This window comes from Rhodospira trueperi, from assembly GCF_900101965.1.
In the GTDB taxonomy this organism is placed as follows: Bacteria; Pseudomonadota; Alphaproteobacteria; order Rhodospirillales; family Rhodospirillaceae; genus Rhodospira; species Rhodospira trueperi.
In genome coordinates, this window is the sequence record NZ_FNAP01000006.1 from 97,192 (window position 1) to 118,922 (window position 21,731).

Genomic DNA, 21,731 nt, shown 5'->3' on the forward strand with positions numbered 1-21,731 from the left:
GCAAGGGTGAAGTGAACGTTGGATGACAGGCACGGGCGTGCTTGCCCGGGGACGGGCTCGGGGAGTGGATCCCGGACCGGCCCATCCCCATATGGCCAGCGTGCAAAGGAGTGACCCCATGGCCCAGTTCGTTTCCGTTCCGCCCCTGTCCCCGTTGTCCGCGCGCCTGCCCGAGGGCGGCGCGTCGGTGCCGCCGGCCGCCGAGGCCCCGGCCCCCGGCGACCTGCCCACCTGGGACCTGGGTGACCTGTACACGGGACCCGATGACCCGCGCCTGACGGACGATCTGGACGCGGCGGCGCGCGCTGCCGACGCCTTCCGCGAAGGCCATGTGGAGCGTGTCGGCGCGCTGTCGGGTGCGGACCTGGGCAAGGCCGTCGCCGAATTCGAGCGCATCAGCGAGACCCTGTACCGGGTGATGTCCTACGCCCAGCTGCTGCATGCCGGCGATCAGACGGACGCGGACATCGGGCGCTTCTATCAGGGTGTGCAGGAGCGCGTGACCGACATCTCGGCGCGGATGCTGTTCTTCACCCTGGAACTCAACCAGCTCGACGACGACGCGCTGGCCGGGCGGATGGAGGCGCCGGAGGCGGGGCATTACGCCTCGTGGATCCGCGACCTGCGGGTGTTCCGCGACCACCAGCTTCCGGAGGCGATGGAGCGCCTGTTGCACGAGAAGGACGTGGCCGGGCGATCCGCCTGGGTGCGGTTGTTCGACGAGACGCTGGCCCACCTGCGCTTCGACATCGATGGCCGCCCCCACACCATGACGGAGGCGCTGGACCAGCTCTCCGACCGCGACCGGTCGCGCCGCGAGACCGCCGCCCGCGCCATCGGCGCCGGCCTGAACGCCAACAGCCGTCTGTTCGCCCACATCACCAACACCCTGGCCAAGGACAAGCAGATCGAGGACCAGTGGCGCAACTACGCGCACCCCATGGCCCCGCGCAATCTGGCCAACCAGGTCGAGGACGCGGTCGTGGACGCGCTGGTGACGGCGGTGCGGGAGTCCTATGCCGAAACCTCCCACCGCTATTACACGATGAAGGCCAAGTGGTTCGGCCTCGACACACTGGCCACCTGGGACCGCAACGCGCCGCTGCCCGACGCTGAGGACCGGCGCTTTTCCTGGGACGAGGCGCGCGGGGTGGTTCTGGACGCTTACGGCGCCTTCAGCCCGCGTCTGGCCGACCTGGGGCGGCGGTTCTTCGACAATGCGTGGATCGATGTCCCGCCGCGCCCCGGCAAGGCGTCGGGGGCGTTCGCCCATCCCACGGTGCCGTCGGCACATCCCTATCTGCTGCTCAACTTCATGGGGCGCACGCGCGATGTGATGACGCTCGCCCACGAGTTGGGCCATGGCGTGCATCAGCTTCTGGCCGCGCCGAAGGGCGTGCTGATGGCGGATACGCCGTTGACGCTGGCCGAGACCGCCTCCGTGTTCGGCGAAATGCTGACCTTCCGGGCGATGCTGGACGCGGAAACCGACCCGCGCCGGCGCCGTACCATGCTGGTCGGCAAGGTCGAGGACATGCTCAACACCGTGGTGCGCCAGATCGCCTTCCACGAGTTCGAGCGCCGCGTGCATACGGAACGCCGCGACGGCGCCCTGTCGGAGGAGCGCCTGAACACCCTGTGGATGGACGTGCAGCGGGAGAGCTTGGGACCGGCCTTCGACTTCGATGACGGATACAGGGTCTTCTGGGCATACATTCCGCATTTCGTGCACACGCCCTTTTACGTCTACGCGTACGCCTTTGGCGATTGCCTGGTGAACAGCCTGTACGCGGTTCATCAGTCTGGAACGGTGCCGAACTTTCAGGACGCGTACCTGGAGATGCTGGCCGCTGGCGGCACGCTGCGGCATCGCGACTTGCTGGCGCCGTTCGGGCTGGATGCCGGTGACCCCGGCTTCTGGCGCCGGGGCCTGGACGTTCTGAAGGGTTTCATCGACGAACTGGAACAGGTGGCCTGAGTCATGGCGGAGAACAGCAGACGGGAATCGAACAACCTGGGCGGCCGCGTGCGCCGCTATGCCCAGGTCTCCACAAGCATGGGCGGGTTCGCCGCGAAGGCCGCCGGCGAACGCTATCTGGGCATGAAGTTCGACAAGAACCGGCAGGCGGAGGAGTTGCGCGCGGCCCTGGGCGGTCTGAAGGGGCCGCTGATGAAGGTGGCGCAGCTTCTATCTTCTATTCCGGAGGCGCTGCCGGAGGAGTTCACGCGGGAACTCTCGCAGCTTCAGTCCGACGCGCCGCATATGGGCGGCCCGTTCGTGCGCCGGCGCATGCGCACGGAACTGGGCGCGGACTGGCAGGCCCGGTTCGGCTCGTTCGAGCCGACGGCGGCGGCCGCCGCCTCGCTGGGGCAGGTCCACCGAGCGACGCTGCACGACGGCACGCCGTTGGCTTGCAAGCTGCAGTACCCGGACATGGCGTCGGTGGTCGAGGCCGACCTCAGTCAGCTCAAATGGATCATCACCCTGGCCCGGCGCTACAAGACCGGAATCGATCCCAGCGAGGTTCACGCCGAGTTGAGCGAACGCCTGCGCGAGGAGCTGGACTATGCGCGCGAGGCCCGCAACATGGCGCTTTACGCGCACATGCTGAGCGACGTGCCCGCCGTGCAGGTGCCCCGCCCGATCCCGGAGTTGTCCACCCGTCGCCTGCTTACCATGACGTGGCTCGACGGCAAGCGGATGCTGTCGTTCGTGGACGCGCCGGCCGAGGTGCGCAATCAGATCGCCATGAACATGTTCCACGCGTGGTACGTGCCGTTCTACTGGTACGGCGTGATTCACGGCGACCCGCACTTGGGCAACTACACGGTGCGCGAGGACAACAGCATCAATCTCATGGACTTCGGCGGCATCCGGGTGTTCCGGCCGCGCTTCGTCAAGGGGGTCATCGACCTGTTCTTCGCGCTGCGCGACGACGACACCGACCGCGCGGTGGAGGCCTACACGGACTGGGGCTTCGAGAACGTCGACAAGGAGTTGATCAAGGTCCTCAATATCTGGGCGCGGTTCCTGTATGGGCCGCTCATGGACGACCGCGCAAGGCATATCCAGGACGAGAAGCTGGGCGGCCCGGTCAGCCGCGAACTCGCCGAGGACGTGCACGTGAAGCTGCGGGAGGCCGGCGGCGTCAAGGTGCCGCGTGAGTTCGTGCTGATGCACCGCGCGGCCATCGGCCTGGGATCGGTGTTCACGCATCTGAAGGCGGAAATCAACTGGCACCAGATGTTCCGCGACCTGATCGACGATTTCGATGTCGATGCCCTGGCCGCGCGACAGGCGGCGGCCCTGGAGGCGGCGCAACTCAATCTGGCAGACGATGCCGGCGAGTCGCTGGGGCGCGAGCCCCGGTCCGCATGATCGGGGATGCATGGCGCGGGTTGTTACAATTGCGCCGTTCGCGCTTTCGCCTTGACCACGTGCGCCGGAATAGCGTTCAGTACGGTAACGGTGCGGAACGACACTGCGGAGACTTGGCATGTTCCAATCTACTCCAGGGTGTGCTTTCCGGTAAGGGTGTGGGGTTCCGTGACGTGAGCATCCGGCGATCGTGAGCCCACGGGTGGGGAATAAGGTTGGTGGCATCGAAGTGGGACCATGGATGAGCATGACACCCTTTCGTGCCTCTTGATTGAGGACAACGTCGCGGACGCGCGTCTGATCCAGTACATGCTGGACGACGCCGACGGCGCGCGCCTGACATTTACCCAGGCGTTCGCTCTGTCCGAGGCCCTCGACCTGCTGTCCCGTGACTCCTACGACGTCATCCTGCTCGATCTTTCCCTGCCCGACTCTAGCGGCCTCAAGACCCTGGACAGCGTGCATCGGGCGCGGGCCGATATCGCCATCGTCGTGCTGACGGGCATGGATGCCACCGACGTCGCCATCGGCGCGGTGCAGCGCGGCGCCCAGGACTATTTGGTCAAGGGGCACGGCGACGGACAACTCGTCAAACGCTCGATTCTGTACGCGGTCGAGCGCCACCGGGCCAACCAGCGCCTGCTGCTGGCCGAAGCCGCGTTTCGCAACATCGATACCGGCCTCATGGTGACCGACGCGGCCGGCAAGGTCGTACGCGTCAACGCCGCCTTCTGCCGGGCCACCGGATACGACAGCGCCGACGTTGTTGGGGGGCAGCCCAACATCCTGAAATCCGGTGTCCACGACCCGGCGTTCTACGAAGAGCTGTGGCGGGAGTTGCGCGAGACCGGAGCGTGGGAAGGCGAGATCTGGAACCGCCGCAAGGACGGCAAGGTGTATCCCGAATGGCTGCGGATCAATGTGGTCCGGGACGAAGGCGGCGGTATCGCCGGGTATGTGGCCATCTTCAGCGACATCACCTTCCGGCGCCGGGCCGAACAGGAGTTGTTGCGCCAAGCCACCACCGACCCGCTGACGGGGCTGGCCAACCGCCAGCTTTTTGCCCGCCTCCTGACCAGCACCATCGAGCAGGCGACCCGCTATCACCGCAGCGCGGCCCTGCTGTTCATCGACCTTGACGGCTTCAAGCAGGTCAACGATACAGCCGGTCATGCCGTCGGTGATGCCGTGCTGCGTGAGATCGCGACGCGACTGCGGGGCGCGGTTCGCATTTCCGACGAGGTGGCGCGCCTGGGCGGAGACGAGTTCGTGGTTATCCTGCCGGAGGTTCGTGACCGCGAGGTGGCTTCCAGCGTGGCCGAAAAGCTGTTGCAGGAGGTCTCACGGCCGTTCACGCCGGACCTCGACGCGGCCTCCCTGACCGCGAGCATCGGCGTCGCCATGGTTCCGGATGACGGCGTGACCTATGAAAGCCTGTTGCGCGCCGCCGATACAGCCATGTATAGGGCCAAGAGAACGGGGAAGAACGGGATCAGTTTCTTTTCAGGCGAAGCCGCCGCATGCTAGAAACCGATTAATTTGTATGGCAACATGATTCGTATGGGCGAGGTCGGCTTGGCGCCGTCCCGCCCCAAGAACAGGTCCTCGTTCGGGGCAAGAGGAATTCATGGACATTCTGTTGGTCGAGGATAATCCGGGTGATGCCCGGCTCGCCTCGGAAGCGTTCAAGGAGGGCGGATCGCAGACCCGCCTCCATGTGGTTCAGGATGGGATCGAGGCCCTGGCCTTCCTGCGCGGCGAGGGCCGGTATGGGGCTGAGCCCAGGCCGGACCTTGTTCTTCTGGACCTCAATCTTCCGCGCAAGGATGGCCGCGAGGTGCTGGCCGAGATCAAGCGGGACGAGGCCTTGAGAAGCACCCCGGTGATCGTCCTCACCACCTCCCAGGCCGAATCCGACATTCGCTATGGGTACGAGCAGTACGCCAACTGTTATATCGTCAAGCCGGTGGACTTCGACCGCTTCATTGATGTGGTCAAGGGCATCGACAGCTTCTGGAGCAAGATGGTGCGGTTGCCGCCGCATTGAGCCCGGGGCGCATGGCGCCCTTCGTCCCGGGGCGCATGGCGCCCTTCGTTATGGCGTCACGACTTCAGCACCCGGGCGATGGCCGTCCGCGCGGTGTCTGGCAGCGGTCGGGCGGCGGCCTTGGCCAGTCCCGTCACATGATCCGGTGAGGTGGTGCCGAACACCGCCGAGGAGACGCCGGGCTTTTCCAGCACCCAGGCCAACGCCAGTTCCGCCGGAGTCCAGCCGGGCGCCTGCAACGCCGGTCGCAGGGCGCGCGCGCGCAAAAGCGGCGCCGGCCCGTGGCGCAAGGCGCGCGCGAGATACCACATCCCGCTGGGCCGGGTGAGCCAGTGCGCCAGCGGTGGGGCGAAGGCCATGCGGCCCAGCGGTTCGCCGACCAGCACGCCCTGTCCGGCGTCGGCGGCGGCCTGCATCAAGGGCACGTTGTCCGGCCGCATCACCGACACGAAGGGCATGAACACGTCGAACGGCGCCCGTCCGGTGGCATGGCGGATCACCGCGGGATCGCCGTTGATGCCCAGCAGGTCCACCAAGCCGTCGGTGCGCAGGCGCTCCAGCGCCGTCAACAGATCGTCGGTCAAGTCGGCCGTGGTCGGGCCGTGAAGTTGCAGCAGGGGCAGCCGCTCCAGCCCCAGGCGGTCCAGGCTCTCCCGCACCTGGGCGGTCACCGTCCGGGGGCTGAAATCCTTCACCAGACGGCCCTGGGAATTTCGGATCGAACCGGCCTTGGTCCCGATCAGCAGCGCGTTCGGATCGGCGCCCAACTCCCGCAGAAGCCGCGCCAGCCGCTGTTCCGCATGACCATTGGCGTAGGACGCGCCGGTGTCCAGCACCGTGATGCCGGCTTCCAGCGCCGCCGCCAGCACGGCCCGCGCCCGGGCCTCCGAGAACCGGGGCTTGGCCCAGTAGCTCGCGCAGCCGAGTCCCAGGACCGAAACGGTCCGCCCGGTCCTTCCCAGGGGGCGGTGCTCCATCTCTGCCATCACGCCCCTCCGCCGGCCAGCAGGCGGCGCGCTTTCTCAAGGTCTTCCAGGGTATCCACGCCCAGGGGGACGGTGTCCACCAACACGGCGTCGATGCGCATGTTGTTCTCCAGGGCTCGCAGTTGTTCCAGCCGTTCCCGCTGCTCCAGGATCGATGGCGGCAGTCGGACGAACTGCGCCAACGCGGCGCGGCGGAAAGCATACAGGCCGATGTGATGATAGTGCGGACCGTCTCCGCCGGGGACCGGCTGGCGGCTGAAGTACAGCGCGCGACTGGCCTTCCGCCCGGGCGGAAAGGCGACCACCGCCTTGACGACGCCGGCGTCGGTGATCTCGTCCGGATCGACGATGCGGGCCACCGGGGTGGCGATGTCCACCGACGGATCGGCCAGCGGCGCCAGAACGTCGCGAATCAGCACCGGGTCGAGCGTCGGCAGGTCGGCCTGAAGGTTGATGATCAGATCATGATGGCCCTCCGGATCGACCGCCTCGACGGCGGCCCAGGCCCGATCCGAGCCGGACGGCAGGTCGGGGTCCGTCATTACCGCCCGGGCCCCGGCGCGCGTGGCGGCGCGGGCCACCTCCTGTTCGCAGCAGGCCACCACCACGGGTCCCAGGTGCGCCTCCAGCGCGCGGGCCACCACATGCGCGATCATCGGCTGACCGCCGATGTCGGCCATCGGCTTGCCGGGCAGACGGGTGGAGCCCATGCGCGCGGGCAGCACGATCAGGGGCGGGGCGGAACGGGAAAGGGGGGCGATGGCGCTGGACTCCGGGCGATGGCAGAGGGCCGCGCGGCGACCGTCCTGATGTCGCCGTTGTGGCACAGGCGGACGCCGGAGGGAAGACGGTGCGTGGTTTCGAGGTTGGAACGGTGGCCGGTGTCGTGATGCCTTGATCGCGCCACGCCGCGCCCTCAGTATCGGGGGCGTCGAACCGTTCAATCGTCCCGACTGGAGGGCTCCCATGGTCCGTGCCGGCCTCGCCGCTGTCTTCGTTCTCGTGCTGTTCGTCGTCGTCGCGCCCCTGGCCCGGGCCGAGCCGACCCACGCCATCGCCATGCACGGCGACCCGAAGTACCCGCCGGACTTCACCCATTTCGACTACGTCAACCCGGACGCGCCCAAGGGCGGGACGCTTCGCCTCGCGTGGCGCGGTGGCTTCGACAGCCTGAACCCCTACATCATCAAGGGGCGGCCGCCGATCGGCATCGGTCTGACCTATGACACGCTGATGACCGCCTCGGCCGACGAGCCATTCTCGCACTACGGCCTCGTCGCCGAGAGCATCGAGACGCCGGACGACCGTTCCTGGGTGATCTTCCGCCTCAACCCGGACGCCCGCTTCCACGACGGTCATCCCATCACGGCCGAGGACGTGCTGTTCAGCTTCGACGTGCTGCGCGAGCACGGGGCACCCCTTTACCGCTTTTACTACAAGGACGTGGATGGGGCCGAGGCGCTGGACGACCACACCATCAAGTTCACGTTCTCCACCGACATGAACCGGGAACTGCCGCTGGTGCTGGGACAGGTGCCGCTGCTGCCCAAGCATTACTGGGAGGGCCGGGACTTCGCCGAGACCACCCTGGAGCCACCGGTCACCAGCGGCCCCTACCGGATCGCCGACTTCGAGCCCGGCCGTTTCATCCGCTACGAGCGGGTGAAGGACTACTGGGGCAACGATCTCCCGGTGACGGCCGGGACCTATAACTTCGACGCGATCGTGTACGACTACTACCGCGACGAAACCGTCATGGTGGAAGCCCTGAAGGCCGGCGACTACGATTTCCGGTCCGAATATGTCGCCAAGACCTGGGCCACCGCCTTCGACGGCGAGGACCTCGAAGCGGGGCGACTGGTCAAACGCGTCTTCGAAACCAGTCAGGTCGCACCCACGCAGGGATACGTCATGAACATGCGCCGGCCGCCGTTCGACGACCCGGCGGTGCGTGAGGCGATGGCCTATGCCTTCGACTTCGCCTGGGCCAACCAGAACCTGTTCTACGGGTCGTACACCCGCACCCGCAGCAACTTCGACAATAGCGAACTGGCCGCCACCGGGGTGCCGGAGGGCGACGAACTGGCCCTGCTGGAGCCGTTCCGCGACCAGTTGCCGCCGCGCCTGTTCACAGAGGAATACAATCCGCCGTCCGTCGAGGAGGCCGGCAACATCCGTTCCAACCTGCGTCGTGGCCTGGAGATCCTGCGCGAGGCCGGCTGGACGGTCCAGGACGGTGTGATGACGAACGCCGAAACGGGGCAGACGCTGGCGTTTGAGATCCTGCTCAGGCAGCCCTCGATGGAACGCCTTACCTTGCCGTATGTCCAGAACCTGAAGCGCATGGGCGTTGAGGCCACGGTCCGGATCGTCGACACCGCGCAGTTCGTCAACCGCGTCAATACGTTCGACTTCGATATGATCTCGGCCATCTGGGCGCAGTCGGACAGCCCTGGCAACGAGCAGCGCGACTTCTGGAGCAGCGAGACCGCCAACGTCGAGGGCAGCCGCAACCTGCCCGGCGTGACCAGTCCGGTGGTCGACGCCCTGGTCGAGGAGGTGATCCGCGCCGATAGCCGGGAGGATCTGGTGACCGCCGTCCACGCGCTGGACCGCGTGCTGCAATGGACCTTCTATCTGGTCCCCCACTATCACGAGGAAAACGACCGGGTGGTGTTCTGGAACCGCTTCGGCATTCCCGAGGTGACGCCGGACAGCGGCGCCGCGGTCATGACCTGGTGGATCGACCCGGAGAAGGATGCCGCCCTGCGGGCGGCCGGCGTGCTGACCGACCGCTGACCGGGAGCACCCACCATGCTGTCCTACATTGTCCGGCGCCTTTTTCTGATCCCGCTCACCCTGCTGGGGATCATCACCATCAACTTCTTCATCGTCCAGATCGCGCCCGGCGGTCCGGTCGAGCAGATGCTGGCCCAGATCCAGGGCACGGACGTGGACGCCACCGCCCGGTTTTCCAGCAGTTCCGGCGGCGATGTCGGCGGGGGAGGCGGGGGAGGCGGGTCCGGCGCGACCGGAGGCGGCGGCAGCAGCAAATACCAGGGGGCACGGGGACTGGATCCCGCCTTCATCGCCGACCTCGAAAAGCAGTTCGGCTTCGACAAGCCGATCCACGAGCGCTACCTGACCATGCTGGTGGACTACGCCAGCTTCGACCTGGGCGAGAGCTACTACCGCAGCACCGGGGTTCTGGCGCTGATCTTCGAGAAGATGCCGGTGTCGGTGTCGCTCGGTGTCTGGTCCACGCTCATCATCTACCTCGTCTCCATCCCGCTGGGCATCGCCAAGGCGGTGCGCGACGGCAGCCGCTTCGACATGGTGACAAGCTGGGCGGTCATCATCGGCTATGCCGTGCCCGGGTTCCTGTTCGCCATTCTGCTGATCGTGCTGTTCGCCGGCGGGCGGTATTTCGATCTGTTCCCCCTGCGCGGGCTGGTCTCCGATAACTGGGAGGACCTGACGTGGGGCCAGCAGATCGCCGACTACGCCTGGCACCTGACCCTGCCGGTCACGGCCATGGTGATCGGCGGCTTCGCCAGCCTGACCATGCTGACCAAGAACTCGTTCCTGGAGGAGATCAACAAGCAGTACGTCATCACCGCGCGGGCCAAGGGCCTGACGGAACGCCGGGTGCTGTACGGTCACGTCTTCCGCAACGCCATGCTGCTGGTGGTCGCGGGGTTCCCGGCGGCGCTGGTGTCGATGCTGTTCACCGGTTCCCTGCTGATCGAGGTGATCTTCAGCCTGGACGGGCTCGGCCTGCTGGGCTTCGAGGCGGTCATCAACCGCGACTATCCGGTGATGTTCGGCACGCTGTATGTGTTCGGGCTGCTGGGGCTGGTGCTGAACCTGATCTCCGACCTGACCTATCACGTCATCGACCCGCGCATCGACTTCGAGAGCCGGGAGGTCTGATCCGGTCGCGACGGGCGTATGATGAGTGGCGCGGGGGCGACGGCGTCCGCGCCCCTTCCCCCGCATCCCGCGACGCGCGCCCATGATTGATCTTCAAGCCCATCGTCGTCGCGATCCGGTCCGGATCGCCCGGAATCAGCTCTAGGTCTTCGGGGAGATCATCACCATGAACGGGATCTCGCCGTGCGCCAGCCGCAGCGCGCCCATGGCGGTCACCACCTTCAGGTCGCGGTTCTTGAACGCCGAGTAGATTTCGTAGCCGATGTCTTCCTTGGGTAGTTCCACATGATCAACGTGCTCCATGAAGCGCGCGATCAGTTCCATGCGGGGCCGGTCGAACAGGGTTTCGTCGGCCTCGAACTCGTAACTGGCGTCCGGACCGTCGGCGGCGTCCATCATCTGGGCCACATAGGTGATGTTGGCCATGGGTTCGGCTATCCTCCTGCATTAAGGTGGATCGGGCGCGACCGCAACGCCGCCGCGCGCCACCTCAAAAAACGCCAAACTAGAGCAGTCGGCCCGACGACTCCAGCCACCAATGCGACGGCGGATCTGGAATTCACGAAACCGAAACAGGATCGGGGTCCGTGCGTTTGGTCACAGCAGTTCTCATTTTGGCCGCGCGGCCTCCGAAGGGGGAGGAGAACAGGCCGGCACTGGCCGCAACCGGTGTTCTCCCTCCATCCTGAGACTTGCTGGTTTGGTCACGGCCCTCTTGCCGGCCCGGTAGGGCGCGCGTATAAACGAGGGAGCGCCTTCGGGCGTGATCGCGCGGGTGTAGTTCAGTGGTAGAACGACAGCTTCCCAAGCTGTATGTCGTCGGTTCAATTCCGATCACCCGCTCCAATTTTGGCAAAAAAACAACGCCCTGCCGGCTTCGGCGGGGCGTTGTCGCGTTCTGGACAGGCGTTTCGCCGCCCCGGCTCACTCCACCCAGGCCACGCGCAGGCTGTTGGTGGTGCCCGGGCGGCCGAACGGCACACCGGCGATCAGCACCAGACGCTGGCCGCTCCGCGCCAAGCCGCGCTCGCGGGCGATCCGCGTGGCGCGTTCGGTCATTTCGGTAAAGCCCTCCGGCTCCTCCATCTCCAGGGCCATGACGCCCCAGACCAGGGCCATACGCCGAGCCACGGCCGAGCTGGGCGTCAGGCACAGGATGGGCACCGACGGGCGTTCGCGCGCCGCCCGCAGCGCCGTGGATCCCGACGTCGTGAAGCTGACGATGAGGGCGGCGGAGAGGGTCCGGGCCACCTGCCGGGCGGCAGCACAGATGGCATCGGCGGCGCTGTTTTCCGGTTCGTGGCGGCCGGCATCGACCAGATCGCGGAAGTGCTCGTCCCCCTCCACCTGGGTGATGATGCGGTCCATGAGGCCCACGGCCGCCACCGGGTATTCGCCGACAGAGGTTTCGGCGGACAGCATGACCGCGTCCGCCCCCTCATAGATCGCGCTGGCCACGTCGGAGGCCTCGGCGCGAGTCGGGGTCGGGGCCTTGATCATGCTCTCCAGCATCTGCGTGGCCACGACCACCGGTGTTCCGGCGGCTCGGCAGGCCTGGATGATGCGCTTCTGGACGATGGGCACCCGTTCCGGCGGAATCTCCACCCCCAGGTCGCCGCGCGCCACCATGACGGCGTCGGACAGTTCGATGATCCGGGTCAAGTCGTCGAGCGCGCTGGGTTTCTCCAGTTTGCTGACGACGGCGGCGCGACCGGCCACCAGCTTGCGGATTTCGGCGACATCCTCCGGGCGCTGCACGAACGACAGCGCCACCCAATCCACGCCCAGATCCAGCGCAAAGGCGAGGTCGGCCCGATCCTTCTCGGTCAGGGCGGAGATCGGCAGCATCACGTTGGGTACGTTCACGCCCTTGTGGTCGGACAGCGCACCGCCGGTCAGAACCCGGGTTTCGATGGCTTCCGCGCCGATGCTCTCGACCCGCAGGCGCAGCTTGCCGTCATCCAGCAGCAGATCGGTTCCGGGTTCGAGGGCAGCGAAGATCTCGGGATGTGGCAGGCGGACCCGGCTGGCGTCTCCCAGGTCCGTCGCCAGATCGAGCCGGAAGGTCTGCCCCGTGGTCAGGCGCGTGCCGCCGCCCAGAAACCCGCCGACGCGCAACTTCGGTCCCTGCAGGTCGGCCAGCACGGCCAGCGGGCGGCCCAGGGTCTCCTCAACCCGGCGCACGGCGTGAAAGCGGCGCTCGTGCTCGGCGTGGGTGCCGTGGCTGAAGTTGAGACGGAACACGCTGGCCCCGGCGTGGGCCAAGGCCTCGATGGTCCCGTCCGTGGTGGTCGCCGGCCCCAGGGTGGCGATGATCTTGGCACAGCGGCAACAGGTCATGCGGCAACACCCCGATCAGGCGGACGATGACGGCTCTCTGGTCGGACGCTCGGGGGGGCGGGCGACGATGCCGGCTTGGTGGGCGCTCCCCCGACGGGCGACCACGATTCCGAATAGAATGACCACGCCGCCGGCCGCCTGCAAGGGGGTCAATGGCTCGGACAGCACCAGCCATCCGAGAAACGCGGCGACGGCGGGCTGAAGCAGCAGGCTGACACTGCCGAACGCGGGCGGCAGATGGGCCAGGGCGAAGGCGATGGCGCCCTGTCCGCCGGCATGGGACAGCCAAGCCAGCCCGAGCAGGATGGCCAGCGCGGACAGCGACGGAATGCCCAGCCCCTCGCCGTTCAGCAGGCTGAACAGCAGCAGCACCCAGGCGGTGTGCAGCGTGCTCCAGGCCATGACGACGGCGGTCGGAAAGCACGACCGGCACCAGCCGATGCCCAGGATGTAGGCGCCGTAAAACACGGCCGTCATCACGCCCAGGCCATCGCCCACAATCTGATCCGGCGCGCCGACGCTCAGGCTGTCGGCGACCAGCAGGGCCACACCGGCCACCGCCGTCAGCAGTCCGCCGACGAACACCCAGGTGGGTCGCTGGCCGAACAGTGCCCAGGCGCCGGCGGTCACGAACACCGGCGCCAGATTGGCCAGCACGGTGGAGTTGGCCACGGACGTGTACTGCAAGGCCCAGTGCCAGCAGGCCAAATCGCCCGAGAAGGCCACCCCCGGCACCGCCAGCATCAGGTGATCGCGCACCGTTTCGGGTTTGGTCTTGCGACGTCCCTCCGAACCGCGCCGCCCCGTCGCCAGCGCCACCGCCATCAGGATCGGCCACGCCAGCCCGGCCCGGTAGAACGCCGTGGCCGTCGGCTCCAGCACCGAGAGCTTGGCGAACACCGGCGAAAAGCCGATCAGTACCGCGCCCAACAGCAACAGCGGCAGGGCGCGGCCCGCCGTGGAATCCTCGCCCAGGACGGCGTTCGCCAGATCTGGGCCTGGACCATGGGACGGCGATTGGGACATGCGGGTGTCGATCTCGCGACGGGATGGAGGGGGCCACTATGCCTGATGTCGGCCCCAAGACAACAGGGCCTCAAGCGGCCCCGGCCACGCTGCCGGACGCCTCGCAGCTGTGCATGACAGACATGCCGAGTCACCACTGGAGTGCATGGCGGATCGGCGCGACAATTAAGGGTCAAGGTGGGCTGGGCCGGCGGTGTCCGAGCCGTCCGGCCCGGCCGTCCCTCCCGGCCGGCGCATGGCCCCGCGCATGGACTGCGGGCCTCCCGACCGAGAGCACAATCAACGGGAGGGTGACATGATCACGCTTCGCGATTGCTGTGGTCTGAGCGACGCGGGAGACGAGGAAGTCGTCGTTGTTGCCAGCCATGAACACCTGCCGCCGGTGCTGGCGGCCGGCAAGACTTACAGCACGCTGACGAAAGCCTGGGGTGCGCCGGCCATCCGGCAGATGATCCTGGATGAATACTGCCGGGCCGGCGCCCAGGGCGATTTGCTGTATGCTGCGCAACTGGCCGAGTTGTACGACAAGGCCAGGACGCTGCATCCGGGCGGCCGGGATCGGCGTCGGCTGCGCCGGCCGGCGGTGCGAGGGCACTGATCGGGTGATGCCGATCAGGTCCCGTGGATCGTCATCCACTTCACCGCCCAGTCGCCGCCGGTGTTGACGATCATCACGCCGGCAAACGGATCGTTGAAGCTGCGGTCCTCGACGTTCATGACGCGGGTGTCGTTGACCGAGACCGACGTGCGCCCGCCGGGATGCCGCGCCCACACCAGAGAGATGGCCTCATCCTTCAGAAACGGTGCGTCGATTTCGGCGCTGTCCAAGAGGCGCGCCGAGCCCCGGCCTGACACGGCGATCAGGTCGATCCGGCCGCGCCGACCGCTTTCGGCCGGTTGCAGCACCAAACGATAGCCGGCATTGCCGGGCTGGTAGACTCCCAGTTCGAGGCCGCCGTCTGCGGCGCCGGGCATGTCGCGCCCGCTGATCTCCGCCTTGAGGCGGAAGGCGTTGGTGATCGACAGATCGGCCACGGCGAGCGCCGGCTGAGTGGGGTCGGGCTGGTTCGCGTCCTGCTGTTGCGACCGGCTTTGCCCCGCTCCCAGGGCCTGTCCGAGCAGCCCACCGACGATCTCCCGCACGACCTCCTCATCACTCGGCCGCGACGAGTCCTGGGCGGGGCGTGCGGCAGCCGTCTCGACCTGCGACCGCAGACCGCGCGTCCAGTCCACCTGCATCGCCCCCTGCCGTACGCGCCAGGGGGCGTCCGGCGTGCCGCTTTGGGAATCGAACGTGTGGTCCATCAGCACGCGCGGCCAGGTCTCGCCGTACCGCCCCGACAGCCCGCGCAGTTCGTCCAGATACCAGGGATCGGCCAGATTCCGCTGCGCGCCCTTGTCGATCAGGCTGTTCAGGTCGCGGATCAGGGCGTCAAGCTTCTCCTGTGGCCCCTGCGCCTCGGCCGGGGTCACGAGAAGGACCAACGCCACGGCGGGCGCGAGCGCGGACAGGACAGGCAGACGGACAGGCATGATCGATCGAGTCCTCCGGAACATTGGGCCGCCGCGGTCATTGTCGACATGACGGACGCCCTTAAGTATCCGACTCATTCTGTCGAATTTGGGACGGCCGACGCGGCCCGAGCGGTATCATACGAAAACCGCTTGATTGGTTCGCGGTCTTCGACCGGCTTTCCGTAGGTTGGGGTGAGGTGCCACGCACCGAACCCCAACGTTTCGGACGATGTTGGGGTTCGCCGCGCTCACCCCAATCTACGCATTGGCGAACGGATCAAACGGACTTCGTATCACAACAACCGCAACTGATCGCCCGGCCGGGGCGGTGGGGCGAAGCGCGTGCAATCCAGATCGTAGCGCCGCTTCGTCAGCCCCAGCCGACGCGCGGCGACGGCGAAGCGGCGGGACAGCAGCGCGGCCTCCGCCCCGGTACCCGTCATACGCTCATGGAACCGCGCGGAGGAGGCCTGCCCACCGCGCACCGCGCCGATCCGGCTCATCACCCGGCGAGCGCGGCCCGGCGCATGGGCCTCCAGCCAGTCCCGGAACAGGCCCTCGACCTCGCCCGGCAGGCGCACGACGATGTAATCCGCCTGCCGGGCCCCGGCCTCGGCGGCGGCCTCCAGGATGCGTTCGATTTCCGGGTCGGTCAGGCCGGGGATGACCGGCGCCACCATCACCGAAACCGGCACGCCCGCCGCCGCCAGCGTCCGCACCGCCCGCACCCGCGCGGCCGGAGGACTGGCGCGCGGCTCCAGTCGGCGCGCAAGGTCGCGGTCCAGCGTGGTGACGGACAGCGCCACGGCGGCCAGATCGCGGGCCGCCATGTCGGCCAGAATGTCCGCGTCGCGCTCGACCATGGCCGACTTGGTGGTGATGGTGACCGGATGATGGAAGGCCGACAGCACCTCCAGCACGTGTCGCATCAAGCCGAAGCGCCGTTCGACCGGCTGATACGGATCGGTGTTGGTGCCGATGGCCAGGGGCGCGGGACGATAGCCCGGCTTGCGCAGCTCCGCATCCAGCAGCGCGGCGGCGTCGGGCTTCATGAACAGCCGCGTTTCGAAGTCCAGGCCCGGCGACAGCCCCAGATAGGCGTGTGTCGGCCGAGCATAACAATAGGCGCAGCCGTGCTCGCAGCCCCGGTACAGGTTGAGCGAGCGGTCGAACGGCACGTCGGGCGAGGTGTTGCGGGAGATCACCGAGCGGCTGGCGTCCACCTCCACCCGCGTCTCCGGCGCCGGCAACGGACCCCAGCCATCGGGGTCGCCGTCATCGCGCGGGGCCAGCGTGCCCCAGCCGTCGTCCTCGACCTCGTGGCGCACGGGCTCATAGCGGCCGTCCGGGTTGGACAGCGCGCCCCGGCGGGCGGGCGGCGGCGGGTTCGAGGGCGGGCTCATGACGCCATGATGCGCCAAGCGCGGAACACTTCAAGAACAAAGTGCCCGATCCGCCGTGACCCCCGGACGGCAGGCGTCCGCGTCGGCCCGCGCCTGAAAAAAGCCCCGCCGCATGAGCGACGGGGCTAAGGCCCAGCATGAGGAGATGCCTGATCGACCACGGAAATCGAAAAATCCGATGTCTCGACTAGACCTACGAGTCATCGCGCGAAACGCGCCTCGATGCAAGCTGGCCGTCCGGTATAGACCGTCCGATCAGGTTCCCTCGTTTCGGCAGACCTGGAAGTGTGATGGAATTACAAGGCATTGCGAAGCGACGCAGGGGGCGGCGGCGGGGCCGCTTGACGGGGCTTCCGGGGCCGGTGACGGCGGCTCCCCGTCTGCCGGGGCCGCCATTTCCGCCGCGACTCCAGACCCGTTGCCCTCCGGCATTGACCGCCACCGTCGATGCTTTAAACACGAACGCTGGCAGCCAGACGAGAAATGCACTTCCGCCTCCTTACGGGCGAGATGGACAGGGGATACGCCATGGCGAGCATCGTTCAGCTGAAGGTCGCGCTGCGGGACGTGCGCCCCCCGGTGTGGCGGCGCATTGAGGTTCCCAAGGATTGTACGCTGGGTGATCTGCACGATGTCATTCAGGCTGCCATGGGGTGGAGCGACTGTCACCTGCACGACTTCGAGATCGCCGGCCGGCATTACAGCGCCAACAGCTTCAGGCTGGAAGACACCTTTGGGGAGACGGTCCACGATGCGGATCGGTACCGGCTGGAAACGCTGCTCAAGCAGGGGGTCAAGTCGTTCTCCTACACCTACGACTTCGGCGACGACTGGCTCCACAAGATCACGGTCGAGAAGGCGCTGGAGGCCGAGCCCGACGCCGACTATCCGCGCGTGGTGAAGGGCAAGGGCGCCTGCCCGCCGGAGGATGTCGGTGGCCCGCCCGGATACGACATGTTCCGGGACGTCATCGCCGATCCCGACCACCCCGAGCATGAAGAGATGCTGGAGTGGGCCGGCGTGGACGCCGAGGACTTCGACGACACGGCCTTCGACATGGCCGTGGCCAACCTGCGGCTGGAACCGCTGCGTGCTTCCCGCCGCAAGAAGACGGCGTCCAAGCCCAAGGCCAAGCCCAAGACCCCCAAGACCGCCTCATCCCCCCGGACAAAGAAAGCGAAAGCCCCTGAACTGCCTATGGAGACCCCCGGGGAACCGGATGACAGCCCCGATGCCCTGATCGACGGTGTTCTGGTGCCGCTGCGGGACGCGCCGGACACCGGGACCCTGCCCGTGCGCGTGCTGCGCGGGCTGGTGGCGCATCCGGGCCTGGCCTTCCGCCTCGTTCATCGCGTCCTGACCGCCGACGCCCCGGACCTGGCCGAGCAACGCCTCTGCGTTCTGCTGCTGGACGAGGCGCGCATGGACGCGGAAGGAAACGGCGCGCGCGGCCAAGCCTTTCTGACCGCCTTCCAGAGCGCCATTGAGAACCGCATGGCCAACGACAGGGCCACCTTGGCCGGCGTTCACAGCCTCGCGGTGGCCTACGTCCGCGCCGGCCTGACCGCGCCGGAGGCGCTGAGCGCCCTGGGGGTGGCGGGCGATCTTGGCGGCCTGACCGATCTGGCCGAGTTGGGCGATCCGGAGGACCTGGAGAAAGTCCTGGACCAGGACCTTGGCGACGCGCTGAGCGAGTTGGACGACCCCTATCAGCTCTATTGCGCGTTTCAGGAAATGCTGGCCGGCCTGCCCAACCCGGCCAAGGGACATATGGCGGGCCTGATCGCCCGGCGATCCGAGGCCATGATTCCCCGGCTGTGCCTGTACTGGCTGCTCGATCCGGTGGCCGAGATCCGGCTGGCGGCGGCCGAGGCCCTCGCCGAGCGCCTGTCCAACGCCCCGCTCGAGCGGTCGTTGATGGCCCTTCTGGTCACCGCGCGCCGCTGGATGCCGCCGGACGCGGCGCGGGACGCGCTCGACCGCGCGGTTGCGAATGCTCGCGCCGGGCTCACCACGGTCGATGCCGGCATGGGACCCGAGGAGGTCTCTGTCGTCGAGGGCATCGCCACGTCGATCCCCGATGGCTCCGGCGCCCAGCAGTTCGGCGCCCTGGTCCGGCGGGGAGAGCGGGTTGGGTTGGCGATGGTGTTGCTGAAGACCGGCCATGGGGTGAAGGACGCCTTCGTGCTCGAGGAGAGCCCGGAGGAGATCCGCGACATGTTCGAAAGGATGCAGGACGCGGCGGACAGGCGGACGAACCTGGACGCCCTGGGCGTCGCGGTGGGCGCCGCGCTGGGCGAGGGGGGGGGCTTGGGCCGCCCGCCCGCGCCGGGCCTGCTGGATGTGCTCGACCTGCTGCCCCTCGACAGTTTCGATCCGCTGCCGGCCACGCCCGAAGCCTGGGCGGAGCGGGTCGATCCGGACGGCGCGGTGGCCCAGGCCAGCGCGCAGAAGCGCGGCCGGTTGGTCAACGAAAGCGAAACCTGGCTGGACGAGTTCGCGATGATCGACAGTTGGTTCGAGACCGGCGGCGATCTGGAGACCGCCGTGATCGAGGCGACGTCGGAGACGGCGGCGCGGCGCGTGGTGTTCAACCATCTGGAGGAACGGCGTGCGTTCTGGGCCGAGCAGTGCTTCCGGGGTGCCCTTGTCCTGGCCAGCGATGAGCTTCCCCGCCATGCCCAGTCCTTCACGGCGGTCGGGCTGGCGCTCCTGGATGGCCGCCCGCTCAAGAAGATTCCCATCATGGACTGGATCGTCGAGGCGACGCTGGACGCCATCATTGATGACGGGCGATCCGACGGCTCGCCGGTCGACGACCCGGATCTCGGGCCGGGCGATTTTGATCTGGATGCGCTGGCGGCCCAGGCGCCCCCGCCCGACACGGACGCCATTGACCGCCTGGAGGATTTCCTGGAGCGCGAGGACACACCCGAGCACACCATGAACCTGTCAGGTCTTGATGGGTATCTGTTCTCGGTGGCCATTCCCGAGCCCGCCCCGCCCGTGCAGGAATGGCTGCCGATGATCTGGGATGGCCATCAGCCCCCGATGAGCGACCCGGAGGCGATGGGGGACGCGCTCAACACCATTCTCGGACGGTACACTCAGATCAGAACCGGCCTCGATACGCAGGATCGCGGTCTGGGCGCGATCATCTGGAGTGACGACGACGGACACCGGCATGTCACCGACTGGGTCCGGGGATTCGTCGAGGGCATGCAGATCTTCGAGGAGGAATGGGACCCGCTCGTCCGGCGCGCCCCCGAGCCGGTGGGACTGCTCGTGCTCGGTGTTGACGATCCGACCATGCCGCCACCGCCGGAGATCCCACCCCAGGAACTGGCCGCGATCAGGAAGGGGCTGCCCGACCAGGTGCTGTCCATCGCCCGCACCCTGTGGCACGCCGCCCATCATGACACGACGCCCGTCCGCGCGGGTCCCAAGGTCGGCCGCAACGATCCCTGCCCCTGCGGGTCCGGCAAGAAGTACAAGAAATGCTGCGGGCAGTGATCTGCGCGCAAACCCATCAGATGCAAAGGACTCCGTCATGTCCCTGGCCCGGGCCATTCCCACCACCATCATCACCGGCTTCCTGGGGGCCGGCAAGACCACGCTGATCCGCCACCTGATGGCCAACGCCGGCGGTCGTCGCATCGCCCTGGTTATCAACGAGTTCGGTGACGTGGGCATGGACCGCGAGATCCTGTCGGCCTGCGGCATCCAGGGCTGCGGCGATGACGACATCGTGGAACTGGCCAACGGCTGCCTGTGCTGCACGGTGGCCGACGAGTTCCTGCCCACCATGGAGGCGCTGATCCACCGCGCCGATCCGCCCGACCACATCGTGATCGAGACGTCGGGGCTGGCGCTGCCGAAGCCGCTGGTCCGGGCCTTCACTTGGCCGGAGGTGCGCTCCCGCGTGACCGTGGACGGTGTGGTGGCGGTGATTGACGGGCCGGCGGTGGCGGCCGGCCTGTTCGCCGAGGATCCGGCGGCGGTCCAGGCGTTGCGGGCGGCCGACGCCGCCGTCGACCACGAGAACCCGCTGGAGGAGGTCTACACCGACCAACTGCTGTGTGCCGACATGGTCCTGGTCAACAAGGCGGATCTGCTGGACGAGGCCACCTTGGCGGCAACGCTGGAAACCGCGAGGGCCGGCGCGCGCGACGGTGTGCCGGTGCTGGCCTGTCGCAACGGCACCGTCGATCCGGACGTTCTGCTCGGCCTAAACTTGGCGGTTGAGTCGGACCTGGAGGCGCGGCCGACTCATCACGACGGTCCCGAGGGCCACGACCACGACGACTTCGAAAGCTATGCCCTGCCCATGCCGCCCGTGGATTTGGGTCATGAGGGACCTCAGGCGGTGGCCGACGCGCTGGTTCCGGCGGTACGGGACGGCCGCGTGCTGCGCATCAAGGGCGCGCTCGACGTGCCGGGCAAGTCCATGCGGCTGTTGGTGCAGGGTGTGGGGCCGCGCGTCCAGGCGCACTACGACCGGCCCTGGCGGACCGGCGAGCCCCGGGCCGGAACACTGGTGGTCATCGGGTTGAAAGGGCTGGACGCCGAGGGCCTGAGCCGGTCCCTGGCCGCCGCTGTGGCCGGCGGAGGGGCCGGCCCTTGACACACAGCGCCGATCCATGTCGCCAAAGACGTGGCTCTGTTCATTCGAATGCCGAGCGCGGGGCGGCCGCAGTTCTCATTTTGGCTGGACGACCACGGACCGAACAGCGCCGCTCGGACTCCTCCCCCCGAAGGCTATCCGATTCACATATCTTCACTTATGCTCGTCATTGCGAGGAGTGAAGCCCAAATAGAATATCCGGCTTATCCCCCTGGGTCCGGTTGGCGCAGCCGGTGGTGGGTCCAGCTCGTACGTCCCCCACGTCAAGGGGATCCCGGAAACAGGGGGATAAGCCTTTAAAATATATGGGGCACTCCAGGGCGGATATCGCGCTTTTCGCCCTGGATGGCTTCACCCTCGTCTTGCGACGAGGGTTCGCCCTCAGGACTCCCCTCGTTTCTTGAATATGCAATTCAATCAACAGGGTATCGCGCAGGCCGATGTCGTGAAACCCATTGATTTTGCGGCCCTTTTCCGA

General features: G+C 67.5%; 15 protein-coding genes, 1 tRNA gene and 2 pseudogenes. 11 read left to right on the top strand and 7 right to left on the bottom strand.

Annotation, left to right across the window (positions count from 1 at the left end; genetic code table 11):
* Positions 1 to 118 precede the first annotated feature (118 nt).
* The 4 genes from BLS85_RS09395 (at position 119) to BLS85_RS09410 (ending at position 5,426) form a co-directional block, all read left to right on the top strand.
* Complete coding sequence (locus BLS85_RS09395) at positions 119 to 1,978, top strand: M3 family oligoendopeptidase (RefSeq protein ID WP_092785572.1); 1,860 nt, start codon at positions 119 to 121, stop codon at positions 1,976 to 1,978.
* Positions 1,979 to 1,981: 3 nt separating this feature from the next.
* Positions 1,982 to 3,379 (top strand): ABC1 kinase family protein, encoded by a 1,398-nt coding sequence (locus tag BLS85_RS09400; RefSeq protein ID WP_092785574.1) that lies wholly within the window; start codon positions 1,982 to 1,984, stop codon positions 3,377 to 3,379.
* Between the two features lie 237 nt (positions 3,380 to 3,616).
* Complete coding sequence (locus tag BLS85_RS09405; RefSeq protein ID WP_092785576.1) at positions 3,617 to 4,906, top strand: diguanylate cyclase domain-containing protein; 1,290 nt, start codon at positions 3,617 to 3,619, stop codon at positions 4,904 to 4,906.
* 100 nt (positions 4,907 to 5,006) lie between these two features.
* Positions 5,007 to 5,426: a response regulator gene (locus BLS85_RS09410; protein ID WP_092785578.1), complete on the top strand. Its 420-nt coding sequence runs from the start codon at positions 5,007 to 5,009 to the stop codon at positions 5,424 to 5,426.
* A 56-nt stretch (positions 5,427 to 5,482) separates the two neighbouring features.
* Here the strand turns inward: BLS85_RS09410 and BLS85_RS09415 are convergent, their stop codons facing one another.
* Together BLS85_RS09415 and BLS85_RS09420 are read right to left on the bottom strand one after the other, a co-directional pair.
* Entirely contained in the window at positions 5,483 to 6,412 is a 930-nt protein-coding gene (locus BLS85_RS09415) for an aldo/keto reductase (protein ID WP_092785580.1), read from the bottom strand.
* Entirely contained in the window at positions 6,412 to 7,173 is a 762-nt protein-coding gene (locus BLS85_RS09420) for a 3-deoxy-manno-octulosonate cytidylyltransferase (RefSeq protein ID WP_281242529.1), read from the bottom strand. The genes BLS85_RS09415 and BLS85_RS09420 overlap by 1 nt, the downstream gene beginning before the upstream one ends.
* A gap of 205 nt (positions 7,174 to 7,378) precedes the next feature.
* Between BLS85_RS09420 and BLS85_RS09425 the strand changes: the two genes are divergently transcribed.
* Together BLS85_RS09425 and BLS85_RS09430 are read left to right on the top strand one after the other, a co-directional pair.
* Positions 7,379 to 9,211, top strand: a complete 1,833-nt coding sequence (locus BLS85_RS09425; RefSeq protein ID WP_092785584.1) for an extracellular solute-binding protein — start codon at positions 7,379 to 7,381, stop codon at positions 9,209 to 9,211.
* Positions 9,212 to 9,226: 15 nt separating this feature from the next.
* Positions 9,227 to 10,345 (top strand): microcin C ABC transporter permease YejB, encoded by a 1,119-nt coding sequence (locus BLS85_RS09430; protein WP_092785586.1) that lies wholly within the window; start codon positions 9,227 to 9,229, stop codon positions 10,343 to 10,345.
* A gap of 141 nt (positions 10,346 to 10,486) precedes the next feature.
* Here BLS85_RS09430 and BLS85_RS09435 read toward each other — a convergent pair whose 3' ends face one another.
* Positions 10,487 to 10,771 carry a hypothetical protein gene (locus BLS85_RS09435; protein ID WP_092785588.1) on the bottom strand — a complete coding sequence of 95 codons (285 nt, stop codon included), beginning with the start codon at positions 10,769 to 10,771 and terminating at the stop codon, positions 10,487 to 10,489.
* 345 nt (positions 10,772 to 11,116) lie between these two features.
* Here BLS85_RS09435 and BLS85_RS09440 point away from each other — a divergent pair.
* A tRNA-Gly gene (locus tag BLS85_RS09440) sits at positions 11,117 to 11,191 on the top strand.
* Positions 11,192 to 11,269: 78 nt separating this feature from the next.
* Here the strand turns inward: BLS85_RS09440 and pyk are convergent.
* Entirely contained in the window at positions 11,270 to 12,685 is a 1,416-nt protein-coding gene (gene pyk / locus BLS85_RS09445) for a pyruvate kinase (protein WP_092785590.1), read from the bottom strand.
* A gap of 15 nt (positions 12,686 to 12,700) precedes the next feature.
* Entirely contained in the window at positions 12,701 to 13,711 is a 1,011-nt protein-coding gene (locus BLS85_RS09450; RefSeq protein ID WP_092785592.1) for a DMT family transporter, read from the bottom strand.
* 295 nt (positions 13,712 to 14,006) lie between these two features.
* Between BLS85_RS09450 and BLS85_RS09455 the strand changes: the two genes are divergently transcribed.
* Positions 14,007 to 14,309, top strand: coding sequence for a hypothetical protein (locus tag BLS85_RS09455; RefSeq protein WP_092785594.1), 303 nt, complete (start codon positions 14,007 to 14,009; stop codon positions 14,307 to 14,309).
* Positions 14,310 to 14,323: 14 nt separating this feature from the next.
* Here BLS85_RS09455 and BLS85_RS09460 read toward each other — a convergent pair whose 3' ends face one another.
* Positions 14,324 to 15,244 (bottom strand): hypothetical protein, encoded by a 921-nt coding sequence (locus BLS85_RS09460; RefSeq protein WP_092785596.1) that lies wholly within the window; start codon positions 15,242 to 15,244, stop codon positions 14,324 to 14,326.
* Between the two features lie 275 nt (positions 15,245 to 15,519).
* Positions 15,520 to 16,629 carry a PA0069 family radical SAM protein gene (locus tag BLS85_RS09465; protein WP_092785598.1) on the bottom strand — a complete coding sequence of 370 codons (1,110 nt, stop codon included), beginning with the start codon at positions 16,627 to 16,629 and terminating at the stop codon, positions 15,520 to 15,522.
* Between the two features lie 528 nt (positions 16,630 to 17,157).
* On the opposite strand from BLS85_RS09465, the pseudogene BLS85_RS09470 reads away from it, so the two are divergent.
* From BLS85_RS09470 to cobW, 3 genes and pseudogenes are all read left to right on the top strand, one after another.
* Positions 17,158 to 19,887: pseudogene (locus BLS85_RS09470) on the top strand (UPF0149 family protein); the annotation flags it as partial.
* A 174-nt stretch (positions 19,888 to 20,061) separates the two neighbouring features.
* Positions 20,062 to 20,142, top strand: a pseudogene (locus BLS85_RS19715) (SEC-C metal-binding domain-containing protein); the annotation flags it as partial.
* 37 nt (positions 20,143 to 20,179) lie between these two features.
* The gene (cobW, locus tag BLS85_RS09475; RefSeq protein WP_092785602.1) at positions 20,180 to 21,253 is read left to right on the top strand and encodes a cobalamin biosynthesis protein CobW; all 1,074 of its coding nucleotides are present in this window, start codon (positions 20,180 to 20,182) and stop codon (positions 21,251 to 21,253) included.
* The last annotated feature ends 478 nt before the right edge of the window (positions 21,254 to 21,731 follow it).

Bases quoted from the DNA above. Each gene is read 5' to 3' on its own strand.
- BLS85_RS09395 (WP_092785572.1), top strand. From the start codon at position 119: ATGGCCCAGTTCGTTTCCGTTCCGCCCCTGTCCCCGTTGTCCGCGCGC.
- BLS85_RS09400 (WP_092785574.1), top strand. From the start codon at position 1,982: ATGGCGGAGAACAGCAGACGGGAATCGAACAACCTGGGCGGCCGCGTG.
- BLS85_RS09405 (WP_092785576.1), top strand. From the start codon at position 3,617: ATGGATGAGCATGACACCCTTTCGTGCCTCTTGATTGAGGACAACGTC.
- BLS85_RS09410 (WP_092785578.1), top strand. From the start codon at position 5,007: ATGGACATTCTGTTGGTCGAGGATAATCCGGGTGATGCCCGGCTCGCC.
- BLS85_RS09415 (WP_092785580.1), bottom strand. From the start codon at position 6,412: ATGGCAGAGATGGAGCACCGCCCCCTGGGAAGGACCGGGCGGACCGTT.
- BLS85_RS09425 (WP_092785584.1), top strand. From the start codon at position 7,379: ATGGTCCGTGCCGGCCTCGCCGCTGTCTTCGTTCTCGTGCTGTTCGTC.
- BLS85_RS09430 (WP_092785586.1), top strand. From the start codon at position 9,227: ATGCTGTCCTACATTGTCCGGCGCCTTTTTCTGATCCCGCTCACCCTG.
- BLS85_RS09435 (WP_092785588.1), bottom strand. From the start codon at position 10,771: ATGGCCAACATCACCTATGTGGCCCAGATGATGGACGCCGCCGACGGT.
- pyk (WP_092785590.1), bottom strand. From the start codon at position 12,685: ATGACCTGTTGCCGCTGTGCCAAGATCATCGCCACCCTGGGGCCGGCG.
- BLS85_RS09450 (WP_092785592.1), bottom strand. From the start codon at position 13,711: ATGTCCCAATCGCCGTCCCATGGTCCAGGCCCAGATCTGGCGAACGCC.
- BLS85_RS09455 (WP_092785594.1), top strand. From the start codon at position 14,007: ATGATCACGCTTCGCGATTGCTGTGGTCTGAGCGACGCGGGAGACGAG.
- BLS85_RS09460 (WP_092785596.1), bottom strand. From the start codon at position 15,244: ATGCCTGTCCGTCTGCCTGTCCTGTCCGCGCTCGCGCCCGCCGTGGCG.
- BLS85_RS09465 (WP_092785598.1), bottom strand. From the start codon at position 16,629: ATGAGCCCGCCCTCGAACCCGCCGCCGCCCGCCCGCCGGGGCGCGCTG.
- cobW (WP_092785602.1), top strand. From the start codon at position 20,180: ATGTCCCTGGCCCGGGCCATTCCCACCACCATCATCACCGGCTTCCTG.